Origin of the sequence: Leucobacter luti (genome assembly GCF_019464495.1) — a bacterium.
Lineage (GTDB): Bacteria > Actinomycetota > Actinomycetes > Actinomycetales > Microbacteriaceae > Leucobacter > Leucobacter luti_A.
In genome coordinates this window covers 2,352,622-2,370,895 of record NZ_CP080492.1, presented here as the reverse complement: position 1 = coordinate 2,370,895, position 18,274 = coordinate 2,352,622, and the positions used below count along the sequence as shown (strand labels likewise).

At 60.4% G+C, this 18,274-nt stretch carries 12 protein-coding genes; 7 read left to right on the top strand and 5 right to left on the bottom strand.

Features of this window, described 5'->3' with window-relative positions; translation table 11 throughout:
* Nucleotides 1-55 precede the first annotated feature (55 nt).
* Nucleotides 56-709 carry a GntR family transcriptional regulator gene (locus K1X41_RS10605; RefSeq protein ID WP_133615350.1) on the bottom strand — a complete coding sequence of 218 codons (654 nt, stop codon included), beginning with the start codon at nt 707-709 and terminating at the stop codon, nt 56-58.
* 361 nt (nt 710-1,070) lie between these two features.
* On the opposite strand from K1X41_RS10605, the gene K1X41_RS10600 reads away from it, so the two are divergent.
* On the top strand, nt 1,071-4,514 hold the full coding sequence (locus tag K1X41_RS10600) for an SdrD B-like domain-containing protein (RefSeq protein WP_220174584.1): 3,444 nt from the start codon (nt 1,071-1,073) through the stop codon (nt 4,512-4,514).
* Nucleotides 4,515-5,306: 792 nt separating this feature from the next.
* On the top strand, nt 5,307-5,705 hold the full coding sequence (locus tag K1X41_RS10595; protein WP_220174583.1) for a hypothetical protein: 399 nt from the start codon (nt 5,307-5,309) through the stop codon (nt 5,703-5,705).
* 1,209 nt (nt 5,706-6,914) lie between these two features.
* Here K1X41_RS10595 and K1X41_RS10590 read toward each other — a convergent pair.
* The 3 genes from K1X41_RS10590 to K1X41_RS10580 form a co-directional block, all read right to left on the bottom strand.
* The gene (locus K1X41_RS10590; RefSeq protein ID WP_220174582.1) at nt 6,915-7,520 is read right to left on the bottom strand and encodes a DUF998 domain-containing protein; all 606 of its coding nucleotides are present in this window, start codon (nt 7,518-7,520) and stop codon (nt 6,915-6,917) included.
* Between the two features lie 737 nt (nt 7,521-8,257).
* Nucleotides 8,258-8,629 carry a hypothetical protein gene (locus K1X41_RS10585; protein ID WP_220174581.1) on the bottom strand — a complete coding sequence of 124 codons (372 nt, stop codon included), beginning with the start codon at nt 8,627-8,629 and terminating at the stop codon, nt 8,258-8,260.
* A 278-nt stretch (nt 8,630-8,907) separates the two neighbouring features.
* Nucleotides 8,908-9,966, bottom strand: coding sequence for a helix-turn-helix transcriptional regulator (locus tag K1X41_RS10580; RefSeq protein ID WP_220174580.1), 1,059 nt, complete (start codon nt 9,964-9,966; stop codon nt 8,908-8,910).
* A gap of 63 nt (nt 9,967-10,029) precedes the next feature.
* Between K1X41_RS10580 and K1X41_RS10575 the strand changes: the two genes are divergently transcribed.
* The 5 genes from K1X41_RS10575 (at nt 10,030) to K1X41_RS10555 (ending at nt 15,734) form a co-directional block, all read left to right on the top strand.
* On the top strand, nt 10,030-10,983 hold the full coding sequence (locus tag K1X41_RS10575; protein ID WP_220174579.1) for an alpha/beta fold hydrolase: 954 nt from the start codon (nt 10,030-10,032) through the stop codon (nt 10,981-10,983).
* A gap of 9 nt (nt 10,984-10,992) precedes the next feature.
* A complete protein-coding gene (locus tag K1X41_RS10570; RefSeq protein ID WP_220174578.1) occupies nt 10,993-11,577 on the top strand; it encodes a YdeI/OmpD-associated family protein in 585 nt (194 codons plus the stop codon).
* A 717-nt stretch (nt 11,578-12,294) separates the two neighbouring features.
* The gene (locus K1X41_RS10565) at nt 12,295-13,695 is read left to right on the top strand and encodes a glutamate decarboxylase (RefSeq protein ID WP_243735943.1); all 1,401 of its coding nucleotides are present in this window, start codon (nt 12,295-12,297) and stop codon (nt 13,693-13,695) included.
* Nucleotides 13,696-13,918: 223 nt separating this feature from the next.
* Complete coding sequence (locus K1X41_RS10560; protein ID WP_220174577.1) at nt 13,919-14,539, top strand: hypothetical protein; 621 nt, start codon at nt 13,919-13,921, stop codon at nt 14,537-14,539.
* Nucleotides 14,532-15,734: a linear amide C-N hydrolase gene (locus tag K1X41_RS10555; RefSeq protein WP_309478047.1), complete on the top strand. Its 1,203-nt coding sequence runs from the start codon at nt 14,532-14,534 to the stop codon at nt 15,732-15,734. The genes K1X41_RS10560 and K1X41_RS10555 overlap by 8 nt, the downstream gene beginning before the upstream one ends.
* A 78-nt stretch (nt 15,735-15,812) precedes the next feature.
* On the opposite strand, the gene K1X41_RS10550 is transcribed toward K1X41_RS10555, so the two are convergent.
* Nucleotides 15,813-17,912 (bottom strand): RCC1 domain-containing protein, encoded by a 2,100-nt coding sequence (locus K1X41_RS10550; RefSeq protein WP_220174575.1) that lies wholly within the window; start codon nt 17,910-17,912, stop codon nt 15,813-15,815.
* Nucleotides 17,913-18,274 lie beyond the last annotated feature (362 nt).

Below are 18,274 nucleotides of genomic sequence, written 5' to 3'. Positions count from 1 at the left end.
CCCCGGTTCCACGCCGCGCTGAACGTTGATTCTGAGACGACGAAACAACACATACTCAGCGAGTCGGTGCCGAGAGCCGAAAGACGTGTTCGATCGCGAGTTCGGCGGCGACGGCATCGTCATGTGCGACGGCCGCTCTCAACTCTGGGTACCCCTCCCGGAGGCTCTCCCAGTCTGTACTGCTGTCGGTGCGAGTTGCTGCGAGTTGAAAGGCGAGGCTATCAATCGTCTCGCGTGTAGCGCGCACCAGTATGTGGTTCGGACAGAAATCTATGAAGAGGTCAACAAGCTCCCACCCACGCTGGCCATGAGTGAGCGCATCCTGGGCTTGAACGAGTGGCATGAGATTGTCGAGTGCCGCGAGGATCGTCTCCCGCTGAGGGGCAGTGAGGTCTGGGACGGTGATTCGCACGACACCCCCCATGAGGGCTCCGAGCGTTTGTAAAATGGCGGTTCGGTCCTCGGGCCTTGGCCTCGCAACCCGGGTGTACCGCTGAGGGACCATCTCCACCAGTCCGACACGTGCAAGATCGTTGAGGGCTTCTCGAATAGGCGTGCGTGAGACACCGAGCCATCCTTGAAGCGCTGCATCGTTGAGCGCTTCTCCAGGTTCAAGCGTTCCATCGAAGATCGCAGCCCGTATCTTTTCCTCAGCAACTTCGCGAAGTGTTTTTCTGGATTCTTTCGACGGTGTAGTGGGTACTGGCATTTCGACTCCTCAAGCCGGTGCAACGTGAGCAAATCAGTATCGCCGAGTTTGGTACCGCGCTTCGGCCTATCCACACAACCTATATTTCAGCACAGCCTCAAACTCTGAGAGACAGCGCGATCTCCCTGGTTCTCCGGCTTCCTGGCGAGATACAGCGCCAGCAATCTCCCACGAGATCCGCGGCCCGTGCAGGAGCGGTGATCCCTCGACATTTTGCAAAGTTTCGAAATTGTGATCTTCTGATATATTATATACCGGCGCGTGTGTACGCGGCCACGATTGGGGGGACCAAATGTTATCTAGATTGCTCGGAGGAACTTCAGCCGCACTGGCTGTTGGTATAGCCCTGTTGGGTGTCGCAGTGCCTCAAGCGGCTGCCACAACCTCCGGCGACGCCTCAGTGTCGCTGGCGACAAGTGTTGAAGAAGCTATTCCCGACTCTGCTGACGGTGACAGCGGCTCGGCCAACACGAGGAACCCGGCAGCCGCGGAGAATCACACAGCGGAGGACGCGGGGCCCGAAGACATCGTCACCGCGCTTGCGGTATCCATCGATATGGACATCAGCGTGAACCGCGACGGGATGGGCAGCTTCAGCGACGCAGGAGACATCGGCCCGGGACTGGATGACAGTGCGACCAACGGGATTGTGCGCACCGGCGATTCGATCGAGTACAAGGTGTCCGTCAACGCATTTAATGGCACCGCGATCAACGAGATGTTCACGCTCGAAGCCCCAGCAGGGACGCAGTGGGTTCAGCTTCCGCAGGCGTGCCTGGCGAGCGGTTCGGGCATTAGCGGTGGAACTCTCACGTGCGCACTTGGAGACCTCACAAACGAGACGATCTCTGTGCCCGTGGTCCTCAAGGTCACGAACGACCTTGTGAACGCAGACACCGTGGCGATCAGCGGCACTGCCAAAGCGGACAACATCAGCGATTCGGTGAGTATCGACTCAAGTGCCACCAGCGTCTCGGCCCGCCCTGCTTTTGATCTGCGCAAGAAAGACAGCTACATCACCGATGTCAAGGTCAAGGACGACGAGAACGGTACCCCCGGCGTCGTCTACACGTTCCCAATGGTCGTGCAGACCGGGCCAGTAGATCCCAAACACCCGGAGTACCCGAACAATCTCGGCACCGAACGTTTGACTGACACAGTCACATTCACGGACGACATCTCCAAACTTGTCAACGGCAAGAAATCGCCGAGTGCAAAGCTATTCACCGCTGACGGCCAACCAGCGGCAGCACCGAACGTTCACAAGCCCAATGGAGAGGCACCGCCGATCTGGAATGCCCCACGAGGCGGCATCGCGAACGGTTCGGACACCTCGGTCGCAAATGGCGGCACCATCACTGCATTCCAACCCACTCCGGGTGAGAATATCGAGATCACGCTCGCGGGCTTCGATTCTTCACTGAACCACGTGCCCTCGAAGAATGCCGGAGGCGGGCAGATCCCCGCCAACACACAAATCATCATTTCAAATTATCTCCGCATCTGGATCCCGAAAGCGGAACTCGATGCCGAAGCACAAGCAGCGCCGGGTCGCACGATTCCGGTGAGCAATACGTACAGCGGGTTCGCTCCCGTCTCCGCCTCTGGGCAGCCCAATTCGGCGGAGAACTTGGCGAACAATACTGTCGACCTGAACTACACGGCCACTGATGGCGCGACGCTGGGCGGGTGGAAGAACTACTCGGGAGTCATTGGGTCGGGCTTTAACCCGTCGGGTAAGAACAACCGGCCAAATGTTACACCTGGGGACAAGTTCGTCTCCGAAGTTGGCATTCAGAACAACTCAAACAATGACGCCACGAGCACCGTGGTTATCGATACCTTTGACGCCACCTATCAGCGGGTCCGCTCCTCAGGGAATGTCGCGAACGTGATCCCAGGCGGAACCACGAAGTACGCATCAAATGGATTGACTGATGCCGAAGAGCTTCAAAACTTTAGTGGTCAAGGTGTGACCTGGTATGAGGACCCGGATGATGTCCCGGGAGGCCGGGCGGCGATCAACGCAGTGCGCTGGGAGTTCGACCTCGACGCAAAAGACGCACACGGGCTATACATCAATTTGTACGCCAAGGAAGACGCGCCCAAGGACGCCTACTTGCGAAACTTCATGAGTTTCGCGTCACCAGATGTCACACCACCTGGCGGGAATCCCGGCGATCGAGTGTTCGATACTGGCGATTCGGATAAGGCCAACGGCGTCCAGGCTGACTACCTCACCGTTACCCCAGCTATCGCCCGTGTAAATAAGCAAGTCATTGACATTGGCGGCACCATCACCAATCCCGGAGACACGACGCAATTTGGTCAAGCCGGGACCCCCATCAGGTATCTCCTTACCCCTACGCTGACCGCGGCAACTGACAGTGCCACTCGCTACCCGTTCACGGTGGAAGACACACTTCCCGTTGGACTGAGCTACGCCGGCAACGCCAGCGCCGAGCCCGACGAGATCGTCAACAACGCCGACGGTACGACCACGCTGAGATGGAACTACACTGGCATCGAACCAAATCAGACCATCGATCCAATCGCATTCGATGGCTTGGTCGATCCCATGTCGCATTCCGGCAGAGTTTTGACGAATAAGGTTCAGGTTGTCTCCACAGCCGATACCAGTGCAGCAAATCTTCGCTCCAAAGAACGCGCCATTACAACCCAAGCGTCGGAGGGACTTGCCATTGTCAAAACAGCCCCCACCGCTGTGGTCATCGCGGGCGACAATGTGACGTGGAATGTCCAGTACCACAACACATCATCTGAGGAATTGACGAACATCGACATTATTGATGTCTTCCCCTACCTTGGTGACGGTCGAGGCCCGGCATCCAATTTCCACGGCAAGCTCGAACTGAATGCAATCTCGGCTCCGCCGGGATCGAAAGTTCTGTACACCGACGAAGCTCCTGCAAACATCAGTATCGATCCCAACGACGCCTCGAATCAGCCAGGTGGATCCACCACGTGGAGCTCATCGAAGCCAGCAGGCGCCACTGCTGTCCGGGTAGTCGACGTCGATGGGATCGGCAGCGGGGAAATGAACCAGTTCGAAGTGTCATTCACCACTGTCGGATCACGCCAAAGCGATCTGTGGACGAACCATGCAGGCGCTCGTGCCGAGCAGCTCACGCTCCCTGTACGCAGCCAGGATGTCCCCGTCACCGCAGTCTCCGGATCCATCGGCGACTTTGTCTGGTACGACAAAAACCACAACGGTCTACAGGATTCCGACGAGGAGAATGCACCCGGCGTGATCGTGAAACTCAACGGGCATGATGATCGCGACACGAAAGTCAACCGTTCAACTACGACAGACACACACGGCAAATACAGCTTTGATGGTCTTCGGCCCGGGAAATACACCGTCAGTTTTATCGCGCCTGCAGGTTTCGGTTTCACCACACAGGGGGTCGGCAACGATCCCAGCATCAACTCTGTGGCCAATACAGCTGGCATTGCCGACAGCATCGCACTCGAAGTGACCGAGAAAGACGGGGTCATTGAGGCTGTAGAGAGCAATCTCGACCAGGATGCGGGTCTCATCGAAATCGGCCCAGTCGATCCCACTGATCCCGTCGATCCCACTGAACCGACTGTCCCGGGCGAGGTGACCAACCCGATCAATCCAGCCGACTCTCTCCACGGGACCGGTTCAGCCACATCAGTGGCAAATGGCCCCGGTGGTCTCGCGTCTACAGGCTCGCAGGCTCCCTGGTTCCTCGCGCTGCTTGCATTCGGCATCCTGATCGCAGGCGGTGTCGCTGTTCGTCTCGCGCGCACGTAGCCAAAACTGAGCTCTCGGTTGCGGGCGGCACCTCCCTCCGGTCGCCCGTAACCGAGCGCATTGCGCCGTGAACAACGAGGCGCTTTTGTTCTCCGAGAGAACATCGAGCCGATACCCGTCGCCTGGGGACTCGACGCAGTACAGACTTGTGAGCGCCCAACCCTCACGAATTCGTGCCGATACAGACGGTGCCAATGGTTCAACCCGGGTCTACTCGGAAGCGCACCTCGGGTGCGGAAACACGATCGATGTTGGTGTGCTGTTCCCCGGCGGCGAAACGGCCGTCGCGATGGTGATCACGCGAAAGCGCAAGATCCCGGGTACATCGGCCAGCGCACCGGAAGAGGTGAAGCTCGAGCCGCTACACCGCTCAACCAGAGGAAAGGGTTGCCCCCGGGGTGATCTCCGAGGGCCGCATTGTCCCAAACCTTCGAAGTTGGGCCACTCGAGATGAGTTCCGGATCCCGGTCGCGACCCGGATCGAGCTCACTGACCACCGCCGCCGGCAGGCACGACCTCGTAGGTTGACGCCCATTGAATACGAAGCCATCATGAACAAGCAGGTCGCGCTCGCTGCCTGACACGATTGTCACCTGTTCGTGCAGTAGACACCTCTGTCTCGTCGCCTGGGCACGTGTCCCTGCAACAATCACCGTCAGTGGAAACTATGAGCGAATGAGCATGAGCGTCAGCACCACCAGGACCGCGCGACCACACACCTCAAAATCGAGGGGTCTGGTGGTGCTGGTACTCATTGGCGCAGCAACAGCACAAACGGCTTACTCGCTGAGCATGGCCACCGTAGTTTCCACCCCGAGAGCTGCAATTTGGGCGATCATTCCCGCCGCACTCATCATGGCGGCACTTCTCGGAACACTCCTCAGAAGGCCCGGCCCCAGCCCTAAAATCGTGGGCCTCGCGGCGCTCATCTCAGGTATTGCATACGCCATCGCCTATACGCTCGCCCCAAGCTTCGTCGCTACGATCTCTGCATTAGCTGATTCAGGGACAGGCATTGCTTCCCTCGACTTCACCAATTTTGGCGCTGGCATCACCTACATGCTGATGTTCATCACATTCGTCACAGGCGACACTCTGGTCGCAATCATTCTCAGCTTGATCGCCGGGTATGTCGTCCGACGCATCACGACCAACCCTGCCCCTGCCAGCAGATACAACAGACGACGCTAACTCATTCCGGGTGTGCGCCTCGTTGCACGTGCGCACCAAGTCTTCCGACGCCGACACGCTTGGCGGCACACCGACACGTGGCTCAAGCGCGCACAGAATCTAGGTCGGTTCAATTCCCGTGCGGGTCATTTCTTGGACGACTGTGGTCGCACGGTACTGGTCGGTATTTGTTGCGGCTCATTGGGTGGCGCGATCGTTTGAGAGGCAGGGTCGAATCATGCATGAAGCTTCTCGATGCGCCCAGTTGTCGTGGTGCTGCGAACGGTGGTCTCGTACTCGTAGGGGCCGAAGTGGTTCCTCAATCTGACACCGGTGGAGATGCGATCGAGGCCTCCGATCCGAACCCACCGGTGGGGCTCATAGCCGAGCTCGAACAGCAGGGTCCAGAAGTAATGTATGAGACTTCGCAAGGTTCACGTGCGCCCTCCGGGAGTGCCGTCGGTGCCTGAAGTCGTCATGGCGTGTTCCATTCGGCACGGGTGATGGTGTGGTCGCTGAGGAAGTAATCGATCGTTGGCTGAGAGTGCGGCAGTGAACTATGAGCGTGTGCGCGGATCGGATGCAGCGTGCAAGCGCTTGACGTCGCACTCGGACCTTTCCTCAGGTTGAGAGACACAGGCCAGGATCTTGTCAGCTAGTGCACCAATCCGTAAGAATGCATGAGTCCATACTCAGCGACCTTGGGTGTTCCGCGGCTCACCGAGTGTGGAAGCTGCGAGACGCATGAAATGGATACGTCGTGTGAACGTTTTGGGGTCTGAGTAACCGTCTCGGCAGCCGAAGGGGCTCGCAATACACCAACGGAGATTCTCCCGAATTCGCCGCCTTCGTTCGTGCAATCGGGTTCCCCTCTCAGCTCGAACGAGCGGTGCGTGCCCGCAACCTTTCATCGCGCAGTGCGCCTTCCGTTCGTGGCCAGAACGATTCCCTGAGCGTCTTCGCCCCTCACAACGATTGGATCACCACGATGCGGCGCGCGAGTGCAGTCCGGCACTCCTCAATCGGTCGAGTGGATTGAGATCCACGATCCTGCAGAGATCAGAAATCCAGGGCATCGGCACGGGCCACTGAAGTAGCTGAAATCGGGCGAGCGCTGAGCGCCGTCACGACACCTCAGATGCGAGAGCCTGCAGCGAGCACGGCGATGCCCTTTCTGGATTGTGACGCAACCCACACCCGGAGTTTCAGGAGCACCATGACACGATCAAATCACGCCCTCTGATCCATGGCTTGAAACTGTGTGAGCACAGCGACACTCGCGAGCCAGAAGAGTGCAGCGCTCGCGGCGATTAGCTCCAACCAGCCCCCGAGTGCGGTCGTGCTCCCTGCGAGGGACAGCAGCCCTCCGGTGACGGAAGCAAGGATAACGAGCACGATGCTGGGCGCAGCGATCAGCGTGTACCGACGTCCGATTCCAAGTGTCTGCAGGATCGCTATCCCTGCGAGCGCGAATCCGAGGACAGCGGCCGAAGTATGAATGAGATCTTGTATTTCTGCCCCCTGGCTCAGGGGCAGCGGGCAGCCTGTGCTGCACGGGACACTCGCAGCGACAGCGAACATCGCACTGGTGATGAGCAAGGTCGCTCCAAGAGGTAAGCCGCCGAGTCTTCCGCGCCAGGAGGTGAGCCCCCAGAGCCCCACCGCGCTCAGTGCTCCGCCCGCGGCCACCATTCCGAGAGACGTGTTAAAAGCGGAGGCCGTGATTTCGCCATGCGCGCCCAGGCCACTGACGTAAGTATCACCGGCGAAGGTGATCCGGGCTGACCACATCATTCCGAGCGCGAGCAGCACAAGACAGGCGCCTGAGAGCCGCATGGTGGAGGCTGCTGGACGTCTGAGCCACGGAGTCAATGTATATGGCTGAACGTGTAAGCGACGGAAGATGCGCATGCCTCCATGCTAGAAAAAACACGCTCAAGAAGCATCGTTCTTGGGTGCCCAAATAGGTGGTACTACAGTTCAGTGGGGCCGAACCGTGGCCCACCCCGGGGTATTCGCGCTCACCGCTGGCCCAGATGCACGCTGAGATTGCTGTGTGACCGGGCAGCGAAACTGAGCGGTGCATTGAAGCTGGTCTTGTGCTCGATCAGCGGCAAAGCCGCGGGCACGCCTGCCTGCGACGCCGTCGCTCGATGCGCTCACTTCCCCAGCGAGAGACGTGCTGCAGCTGCCGTGCCGCGCGATCCGGCCCTGTCCTGCGCCCACGTGCACGGTACCGTCAGCGGCACGGTTCGCAAGGAACGGGTTGAGGATCTCCACGTCCTCAATGCTTGCAAGGAACCTGTCTACTAGCTACACCTGCGTTCGGTTGTCCCGCTCAACGACGAGGCTTTGGGGATCGACGTATTCAAGCGAACCTGCTGCGGTGGTGGTGGTGCTCATCGTCAATCGATCACGCAGCTCTAGGTGGAGCTTTGATCAGCGAAATCGGCTTCGACTCTCGCACACTCGCGAGGTCCTCCGGTTTCACGCGGCCCCAACACAAAGCCCCGCTCCCGGAGAGTTCCCAGAGCGAGGCTCACGCGTTGTTGGCGGCTGTCCGGTGGCGGCTGCTATCCGATGAACAACACTATGGGGGTGATGGCACAGTACCCAAAGACCACGAGTCCAAGAAGAGTGTTGAGGACAGAGAATACGAGGACCCGTTCGCGGTCTTTGATCTGCACGCAGAGGACAATGAGGCCCAGAACCAGCTGCACCAAGGCGATGAGCGCAATGAGCACCATCCAAAACGTCACTGCTTCCTGTGCCCCATCCCCAGCGAACGACATACTCACGTTGCCGAGATGAGACAGGATCCCCACAATGCAGATGATGTAGCCAATGAAAGACAGGGTGAAGACCACCCCTTGACGTTCGACATACAAGTTGTTTTCTAAGAATTTGAACACGTCAGCCGGCTTCCGTTTCTCTCGTTGAGACATTCTTGCAGAGCGCGGGAAGGTCTGGTCATGTGTGCTGGCAGCGGGAAAGTGACGGAAGGAGAAGCTGGCGATGTGCTTGCGACGTGCTTCCGCCCCTGAACGGCACCGCAGCCCTCAGCACCGCTGTCCTCTGCAGGCGGCCCCTCATATCGCTGCGCTCGACACTCCCGATCCTGAGTGCGGAGCACTCCTTGCTGGGCAGGTGTTGCGTTCGCCTCGGAGTCCACCACCGTATAGGGCCCGAGCCTGCCGAAACGTCGGTCCGGCACGACCCAGGCTCAGGCCCCAGACCCAGACTCGGGCCCAGCCCCAGATGCCAGCGGAGGACCCTCGTGATTTCGATCAGCGACACCGGACTCCGGGGGAGTGTCGCCGGGGCGCTCGGTGTATCGATTCGTGAGTCCCGCACCGATCACCGCCAATTGGGTGCGCACGGTGTGCGGGCTGGTGATTTCGAGCCACTCAACCAGTCCAGCGAGATGGCCGGCAATCCCATACACGCTCGGCGCATAAATCACCACGGGTACGCGACCGTCGCGTGCAGCCGGGCCAATCTCGAGCTGGTCTCCGACTGCGGCCTGGAGGAAGCCGATCCCTGCGGGGTCGCAATTGGCGTGCACCTCGACGACTGTGCGGTGGCGTTCGGCTTCGGCGGTGAGATCGCGCCAGCTTGTCGTGAGATCAAAGTCCTCGGTTCGATGAACGGGGGCATCGCTGAGGGCCACAGACTTGACGCGATCCAGGCGAAAAGTACGCCGGCCGGTCTCAGTGTGAGTAACGAGATACCAGCGTGCACCCTTGGCCACCAGCCCCAGGGGATGAACCGTCCGCTCGGATTCCTTGCCCGCACTGTCGACATAACGAAGCTGCGCTTGCACACCCCGAATGACGGCATCCTGGAGGATATCCAGGAACGGCGGTGGGGCGCTCGCCGCCGTTGCCGCTCCCCACGGCTGCGAATCCACAATCAGGGACGCCGCCGCTGCCTCGGCTTGTGTTCGAAACGTCTCAGGCAGGGCTCGGACGAGCTTGCGCAGGGCTCCCTTCACCTCAGAGTCGGCACCTTGCGCTGCTGCCGCTGGCCCTGCGGCCTGGAACAGCGCGCGAGCCTCGCCCGCGGTGAGGCCAGACAGGTCAGTACGCCCACCGCCCAGGAGACGCCAGCCGCCAGAACGACCTTGGATCGAATAGATGGGGATCCCGGCCATACCGAGGGCGTCCAGGTCGCGACGAGCAGTGCGTTCAGAAACTTCCAGTTCGTTGGCGACCTCCGCGGCGGTGACCTGTTCACGCCGTTGCAGCATCAAGAGGATGGCGACGAGGCGATCCGATTTCATGTTTTTCATACTTCCAGAAAAACCGGTCACTAGATGACCTGTTTAGAGAACTACCTTGGAAATATGAACACCTCAACACCTGAACTGCCCTTCCCTGAGCCCGCTATCATCTCCGTGAATGGCGTTGACCTCGAAGTCTTTGAGGCTGGCCGAGAGAACACGGGAAACCCCATTGTGCTCTGCCACGGCTGGCCCGATCTCGCATTCACCTGGCGCCATCAAATCCCGGCACTTGTCGCTGCGGGGTATCACGTGATCGCCCCAAACCAGCGCGGGTTTGGCAACTCGTCCACGCCAGACGAAATCGTCAGTTACGACATTGAGCATCTGACAGACGACCTCTGCGGCCTGCTCGACTATTTCGGGTACACGAGCGCGACCTTCATCGGCCACGACTGGGGAGCGTTTGTCGTGTGGAGCTTCACGCTGCTGCACCCCGATCGGGTCGACAGGGTCGTGGCGCTCAGCCTCCCCTACCTCGCACGCGGCGAGATGCCGTGGCTCGATTTCATGGAGGCAGCGTTCGGAAGCGACTATTATTTCGTGCACTTCACCAAGCAGCCAGGTGTTGCTGACGCGGTCTTCGATGCGGATCCCGCGCGATTTATCAATAACCTCTATCGGCGGGACGAGCCGCTCACGCCGCCGAAACCGGGCATGGCACTGATCGAAATCGCACAGGACGACTCCCCACTTGGCGATCCGCTCCTCTCCGAGCGTGAACTGGCAGTCTACGATTCCGCGTTCACGCACTCAGGGTTCACGGGCGGCATCAATTGGTACCGCAACCTCAACCGTAACTGGCACCTGCTCGCGGAAGCCGACCCGGTGATCCATCAGCCCGCGCTGATGATCTACGGGCTTCGCGACACGGTGGCTCGTTCGGAACACCTCTCGGCGTTCGTTCCCAACGTTGAAGAGCTCAGCCTTGACAGCGGACACTGGGTCCAGCAGGAACGGCATCGTGACACGACGAACGCGATTCTCGAGTGGTTGGCCAAAAACCCAGCCAGCTAGGAGACAGAAATGGTCAACCCGCTGTTGTTTACCCATGCAAACGCATTCGACGAATGGCTTGAAGCGCACCACACCCAAACGACTGAAGCGTGGCTACTCTTCCACAAGAAAGGCTCCGGAAAAGCCAGTCTGACCTGGTCTGACGCAGTCGATGTAGCACTCTGCTTTGGGTGGATCGACGGGCTCAGAAAAAGCGTTGACCGTGACAGTTACCAAGTGCGGTTTACGCCTCGCAAGAAAAATAGTGTGTGGAGCTCCGTCAACATCAGAAAAGTTGAGACCTTGATGCGGGCGGGCAGGATGAGGCCAACAGGGCTGGCACTATTCGCCGGCCGCACAGACCCGCACGGGTACTCATCTGAGACACGAAAAATGACGCTCAGCCACGCCTACGAGCAGCAGTTCACGGAACATCGGACGGCCTGGGAGAACTTTTCTCAGTTCGCTGCGTCCTATCGGCGTGACTCCGTGTGGTGGGTCATGAGCGCAAAGAAAGAAGAGAAGAGGCTGAAGAGGCTGGATATTCTCATTTCCTGCTCGTTCCAGGGGCAGCGAGTTCCCGTGTTCAGGGCCCGAACTGCTCCGACCTCCTGAAACTCTCGGCCCGCTGCTCCAACAATCAGCGGAATCTCTCCAGGGTATGTGCGCTGGGACGCGAGGACCGAGTTGAGACTCTCCGCAGCTTCGTTCCCTGCGACGAACTCGTCCGTGAGGTCGACCCCGAGCAGACGCTGTGCCCGAACACGAGGCTCCGCGGGTCGCCGTGCGCGTCCCAACTGGCTGGGGTGGCGCGGCACACGCCCGTGTTCACTCTCTCGCGGCCCCGCTCCAGCCCGACTGGGATGTCGAGCCTGTGCCCGCGCTCGAGAGTTGCACAGGCTTTCTCAACCGAGAATCGGCGCTGACGCGCGAACCTCTCGGAGCGGACGGGAGAGGCCACGCACACCGGACCATTGTGACGGCTTTCAGCGCTCCACTCGCAATGAACATGGCCAATCAGCTCACCGTCGGCGCCTGGCTCGCCCATCCTGACTAGGGTCCCCATCCCGTGCTTTTGTTCTGCACCTGTGCCAGGATCAGACACAGAGCCACGACGGTGTGGCCGCAGGGCCCGAGCAGAGGAAGTGCTGGAGTTGGCTGGAGATGAGACACGAGACGTCGATGCAGCACGGCGTTCGAGTACTTGGATCAACTCTCACGAGCTGCGAGCGCAGCTGGGACGCCCGGCACCGATTCAGACTGCCGAATCTGGTGAGGCCGCATCACCACGATCTGTCACGTACGAGCCGAACGTCAAGAATCGAGGATACTGTGTCTGAGTTGTACCGAAACGCGACTGAGCAGTCCAACTCTGCAGAGCTGCAGATTAGCCCCGTCTTTGCTCGGCCAGGGGAAGCCACCAGCCTGCCGAAGTTCAAGATGCCAGACGGCATGATGTCGGGAGATACTGCCTATCAAATCATCCATGACGAGGCGATGCTGGACGGGAATTCTCGCCTCAATCTCGCCACGTTCGTCTCCACGTGGATGGATGACAGCGCGCAGAAGCTGTATGTCGAGTCTGCTGACAAGAACATGATCGACAAGGACGAGTATCCTGCGACAGCGGCGATCGAGGATCGTTGCTGGCGGATACTCGCGGATCTCTGGAACGTTCCAGATGCCGCGGACACGATCGGCACTTCGACGATCGGCTCGTCCGAGGCCTGCATGCTGGGTGGACTCGCACTGAAGCGCCTCTGGCAGGAACGCCGCCGGGCCGAAGGCAAGGCAACGGACCGCCCAAACCTGGTGCTGTCGGCCGGAGTGCAGGTCGTGTGGGAGAAGTTCTGCAACTACTGGGATGTCGAAGCGCGCTACGTTCCGGTGACTGAGGAACACCTGGTGCTGGATGGATACGAGCTCGAAAAGTACGTGGACGAGCACACGATCGGGGTGGTCGCTATCCTCGGCCAGACGTACACCGGCCTCTACGAGCCCGTGAAAGAGATTGCGGCGAAGCTCGATCAGATCGAGGCTGAGACCGGTCTCGATGTGAAAATCCATGTCGACGGTGCCTCCGGAGCGATGGTGGCCCCGTTCTGCCAGCCTGAACTTGAATGGGACTTCACGGTCGCACGCGTCAATTCCATCAGCACCTCGGGCCACAAGTACGGTCTCGTCTACCCGGGCGTGGGGTGGGTGGTCTGGCGGAATACGGCGGCCTGCCCAGAGAGCCTCATCTTCCACGTCAGCTACCTCGGCGGAGACATGCCCACTCTGGCGCTCAACTTCTCGCGCCCGGGCGCGCAGGTGCTGCTGCAGTATTACCAGTTCCTGCGGTTGGGACGGGAGGGGTACCGGGAAGTGCAGCAAGGGTCGATCGACGTCGCGACGTATCTCTCGTCCGAGATCGGAGCAATGGAACCGTTCGAACTCATCAGCAGAGGCGACACAATTCCCGTGTTCGCGTGGAAGCTCACACCGGGCGAGCGCAACTGGGATCTCTACGACCTTGCGGATCGGCTTCGCATGCGTGGCTGGTTGGTCCCCGCGTATCCCATGCCGGACAACCTTGCCGACCTCGTCGTTCAGCGCATTGTGGTGCGCATGGGACTCAGCCGAGACCTCGCCGAACTGCTCCTCGCCGCACTCACCGAAGAAGTCGCGTTCCTCGAGAATCTTGAGGCGCCCATCCCCCGTGAGAAACAACGCAAGAGCTTCACCCACTAAGCGCAGACCGTCGGGCTCCGAAGCGCCGGTCATTTCTTCTCTCCAGAATCCGTGCACACCGACGTTCGTTCCTCCTCCCTCCTGAGATGCTCGGGGTCCGAGACCAACTCGGATCTGGAGGCCGGACACACTGCGATCAGCGTCACTTCGACAGTTGGAACATATGCCGCATCGACAGATCACTGACTCCCCGAGAGCTCGCACTCCCGTGCTCACTCCCACTGTGACGAAACAGAGCTGGTCCTTCATGATCGGATCTGCCCTGTTTGCGTGTGGCGCGGCGGTCAGCATTTGGGGGCTGGGCAGCGCCGATGCCACCAATGTGTTGTGCTTTGTCGGCGCATGGTTCTTCACAGCGGCTGGCCTGATGCAGGTCGTTTTGAGCGGGAATGCCGTCGAACCCGGGAACAATGCCGCAGGGAGAATGCTCAATGCTGCCTGGCTTGCAGCTGCGACCCAGAGCTTCGGCACCATCATGTTTAACATCAGCACGAGCGCGGCCCTCACCGCGAAAACAGTGCGGGCCGAAGAACGCCTCGTGTGGAGCCCCGATGCTGGAGGGTCGGTTGCATTTCTCATCAGCGCCGTCTTCGTCTATGTCGCGTACTACCGGGAACACGAACGGTTGTGGGACCCCCAGGCTTCCGGCTGGTGGGGAGCGCACATCAACATGCTGGGATGCATCGCGTTCGCCGTTTCCGCCGCAGGTGCAGTTATCTCCAAGACTGGATCCGCTGCGGACGCGACCCTCGCGAGTTGGGGAACTTTCAGTGGCGCGCTCTGCTTCTTCCTGGCGTCCATGATCGCGCTCCCCCAGCTCGGGTGGAATCGACGCAATGCATGAGTCTTCCGCGCAGATTTCACATGCGCCCAGGACCGACCACCCACCATGGCACACCCACCATGGCACCCCGACCATGATGACCAAGAACACACCCGAGAAAGGACGTGCAACCCATATGTGCACACGAGTTGTTTGGCCTGACGCAAACGGATCGGTCATTGTCGGCCGAAACATGGATTTTCATATGGACCTCTTGACCAACCTGTGGAAGTATCCGCGAGGAATCGAGCGCACCGACGGCGTACACGGCACTCTCGCTTGGAAAGCAACATACGGCAGCATCGTCGCGACCGCGTTCGACCTTGTTGCCACCGACGGCATGAACGAAGAGGGCTTCGCCGGGCACATCCTGTGGTTGGCCGAGTCAGATTATGGGAAGCCCGAGGCTTCAGCAACTCAGCTCAGCCAGGCCATTTGGCTCCAGTATTATCTGGACAACTTTGCGACTGTTGCGGAGGCCGTCGCCTGGACAAACGACACACAGGTGGAAATTGCTCAGCTGTTCGATCCGACCGGCCACCTGGTACCGACCCTGCATCTCGCAATCAACGATGCGACGGGGGACTCCGCGATCATTGAATACACCGATGGCAAGCCTCAGGTCTACCACAGCCGTGACTATAAGGTCATGACAAACTCACCGACTTTCGACAAGCAGCTGGAACTCGTCACGCAATTCGACGGCCTCGGCGGAGACAAATCTCTTCCCGGGTCCACTCTTGCCAGCGATCGTTTCGCTCGGGCCTCCTACTACGTCGAACACCAGGTGCAGCCGAAAACCCAGGTCGACGCGATCGCGGCGATGTTCAGCATCATCCGGAATGCCGCGCAGCCGTTTCGAACTCCCGAGCCCGGGAAACCAGACGCATCGCAGACGATCTGGCAAGTCGTGCTCGACCTGACGAACAAACGCTACGTCTTCGAATCCACCACTCGGCCAGGAATCGTGTGGGTGAATCTCGACGAGCTCAGTTTCTCCGAGGGATCGAAGGTGCTCAGGCTTGACCTTGTGAGCCGCCTCATGCTGGAGGGCGGACTTGCGGGCAACGTCAGCCACAGCTTCTCCGATGTGGGAGAAGCAGCCACCCAGGTCTTGGCAACCGGCACCCAGGCGCTTGAGTTCGTCGCCAAGAAACAAGACGAGTTCGCCGAAATTCAGGAAGTTGTTCAGAAGCTCGTGGGCGCGAAGAAGTAGTTCACCTGGAGTCGTGTGGGCACCCGTGCCCACACGGGTGCCCACAAGACTGACTCTTTCGCGGTGCTCCGCTCGATGTCACGTAAGCTCGGGGCTCGGTCTTCGGGGCCTCGGGGCTCGATGTTCGGGACCGGGAGCGGGGATCGAGGATTGGGAGCCGGACACGGAGCAGGCAGCGCCGACCACCGCGGCACAGCTCTCAGACTCGATCATTTGCCCTGCGGGCTTGGCCTGCGGGCTTGGCCTGCGGGCTTGGCCTGCGCGATTTCTCGCGCGCAGAGCGAGTGTCGAGACCACAGCTCCGGAAAGCGTGAGGGCCGCTGCTGCCCAGACCGCGAGCGCCATGGTCTGTCCCGTCTTCGCAAGATTCGGGGAGTTCGAGTCGGACTGTTGCGGGGTTGCGACCTTCGGTGGCGTGGTCGGTGGCGTGCTGGGCGGGGTGGTCGGCGGCGTAGTCGGCTTCAGCGCGCTGCGCACTTCAAGAGTTGCTGGTTCGCTCAAGACCGTGCCCGCCGTGTTTGATGCGACCGCCCGATACTGGACTCCGTTGTTCGCGTGGCTCCCCCGTACCGTCAAGACGCGAGAATCCTCCGAGAGAGAAGCGGCGGCACTCGCAACAGTCGGACTCCAGGTCCGCCCCTGATCGGCAGACGCTTCCCAGGCCACGTCTGGAACCGGCATCCCTGTCGTCTGAACCTCGAAGGTCGCAGTATCGCCGGCCAGTACGGACTGGTGGGCGGGATTGGTGACGGTTGGGGCGACAGTGGTGGGCAGGTACGTAAATGCCGCTGGGTAGCGCACTGGCTGCTGCACTTCCCCGTTGTGTTCCCATTCCACCACCACGTCCACGACCCCCGGTGCATGCGCCGGGGTTTTCACCTGGATCGTACCGTCGCCATTGTCAGTCAGGTCGTCTCCGTACTCCTCATCAAACGAAACCGCCGTAACCGTGACCGGCGGGGTCGACACCTGGACCGGCCGGTTTTCGTCTCCCGTGGCCCCGGCACCGAGTTGTCCACGACTGTTGTCCCCCCAGGCGTAAGCATTCCCTCGTTCATCAAGCGCGACGGTGTGTGCCTTCCCCGCGCTGATCTGAACCAGCGACGCCCCAGCGGGCAGGTCCACTTTGGCCGGCGCGTTGCGTGCGACCGTTCCGCCGTCGCCGAGTTGCCCGGCAGCGTTATACCCCCACGTGTAGGCGTTTCCGTCATCTCCAATTGCGGCTGAGTGGAGAAATCCGCCTGCGGTGTGCGTGAAGCTGACACCTGGTGGCGTCAGGACAGGCACTGGCGCGCTGCGCCGATCCACGGTGGTGCCATCGCCCAATTGCCCATATTCGTTTAAGCCCCACGCATATGTCCCGCCATCGTCCCCGATCATGCTCACATGGAATCCTCCTGAGGCGATCTCAGTGAGCGCCAGCCCATCCGGAGTCTCGACGAGCTTCGGCGTGCTGTACAGGGTAGAAAAAACGTTGCCCCAGGCATACACTTTCCCGTTGTCGCCGAGCGCAGCGGATGCCCCACTCCTCGGAGCGACCTTGACGAACCGCACTGCGTCTGGCAGCTGAACGGGCGTGAGCGGGCTGGAATACACGTGGTCCCGTCCATCTCCCAACTGCCCAAAGGCGTTGCCTCCCCAGCCATACGTGTTTCCGTCGCTACCGATCGCTAACGCATGAGTGTCTGACATGCTGACCTGCACGAACGCCACTCCAGCGACCCCCGGCACCAGTGTCGGCACACTGTGCTGACTCGGAGATCGGTACCCAAAACGGCCTTGGATGTTCAGTCCCCACGCGTATGCGTTGCCGTCGTCTCCCAACGCCATCGACCCATCGCGTGACGCATCGATCTGCACAAATCGGACTCCCTGCGGCGGCAACACCTGCACGGGTGTATCGCGCGAAGTTGTACTGCCATCGCCAAGTTGCCCGTACTCGTTATCGCCCCACGAGTACAGCTTGCCCGCGTTGTCAAGCGCGAGCGTATGCGTTGATCCGGCGCTCACCTGGGAGAACACCAGGCCGAGCGGGGCGGGGAGCACCACCTCCGTGCCACCGGTGTCGGGGCCCTCGCCGGGCGATGGGCTTGCAAATGCGGGCGCCGTTCCGCCGCAGAGCAGTAGGCCCAGTGCGGCCGCCGCCACGGTCAGACGGTTCAGCATTCGCTTCGACATGTTTTCTCCAAATCAGGGGGTGCAGCGGCCAGCGCGTGCGCTTGAGGTGCATTCGCTCACCTTCTCGGCACCAGACACGAGCGCTCACGACAACACCCGACGGAGCGGGTACGTGCGCCGAGGTTGCGTGGGTATTCACGGCGCAACGCAGGCACTGGTGTATCTATGCTCGGTTGCACGAGGGGTGCATAGGTAGCAGCGCAGGCAAACTAGGGATGGATCCTGCTCAGCCGCGCTGCAACGTAGGTGGAGGTTGAGCTGTCATCGAGTGCACTCTGTGCGACCTGCACCGCGAGGTGCACGCACGCCAGCACAGCGCTCTCGCGGGTCGTGGCGTGCGGATCTCACTCATGGCCGGTGTG

What these genes read in the sequence shown, in the direction of transcription:
- K1X41_RS10585 (WP_220174581.1), bottom strand. Translation starts at nt 8,629, where the DNA reads ATGTCTCAACGAGAGAAACGGAAGCCGGCTGACGTGTTCAAATTCTTA.
- K1X41_RS10570 (WP_220174578.1), top strand. Translation starts at nt 10,993, where the DNA reads ATGGTCAACCCGCTGTTGTTTACCCATGCAAACGCATTCGACGAATGG.
- K1X41_RS10555 (WP_309478047.1), top strand. Translation starts at nt 14,532, where the DNA reads ATGCATGAGTCTTCCGCGCAGATTTCACATGCGCCCAGGACCGACCAC.
- K1X41_RS10605 (WP_133615350.1), bottom strand. Translation starts at nt 709, where the DNA reads ATGCCAGTACCCACTACACCGTCGAAAGAATCCAGAAAAACACTTCGC.
- K1X41_RS10550 (WP_220174575.1), bottom strand. Translation starts at nt 17,912, where the DNA reads ATGTCGAAGCGAATGCTGAACCGTCTGACCGTGGCGGCGGCCGCACTG.
- K1X41_RS10590 (WP_220174582.1), bottom strand. Translation starts at nt 7,520, where the DNA reads ATGCGGCTCTCAGGCGCCTGTCTTGTGCTGCTCGCGCTCGGAATGATG.
- K1X41_RS10580 (WP_220174580.1), bottom strand. Translation starts at nt 9,966, where the DNA reads ATGAAATCGGATCGCCTCGTCGCCATCCTCTTGATGCTGCAACGGCGT.
- K1X41_RS10595 (WP_220174583.1), top strand. Translation starts at nt 5,307, where the DNA reads ATGGCCACCGTAGTTTCCACCCCGAGAGCTGCAATTTGGGCGATCATT.
- K1X41_RS10575 (WP_220174579.1), top strand. Translation starts at nt 10,030, where the DNA reads ATGAACACCTCAACACCTGAACTGCCCTTCCCTGAGCCCGCTATCATC.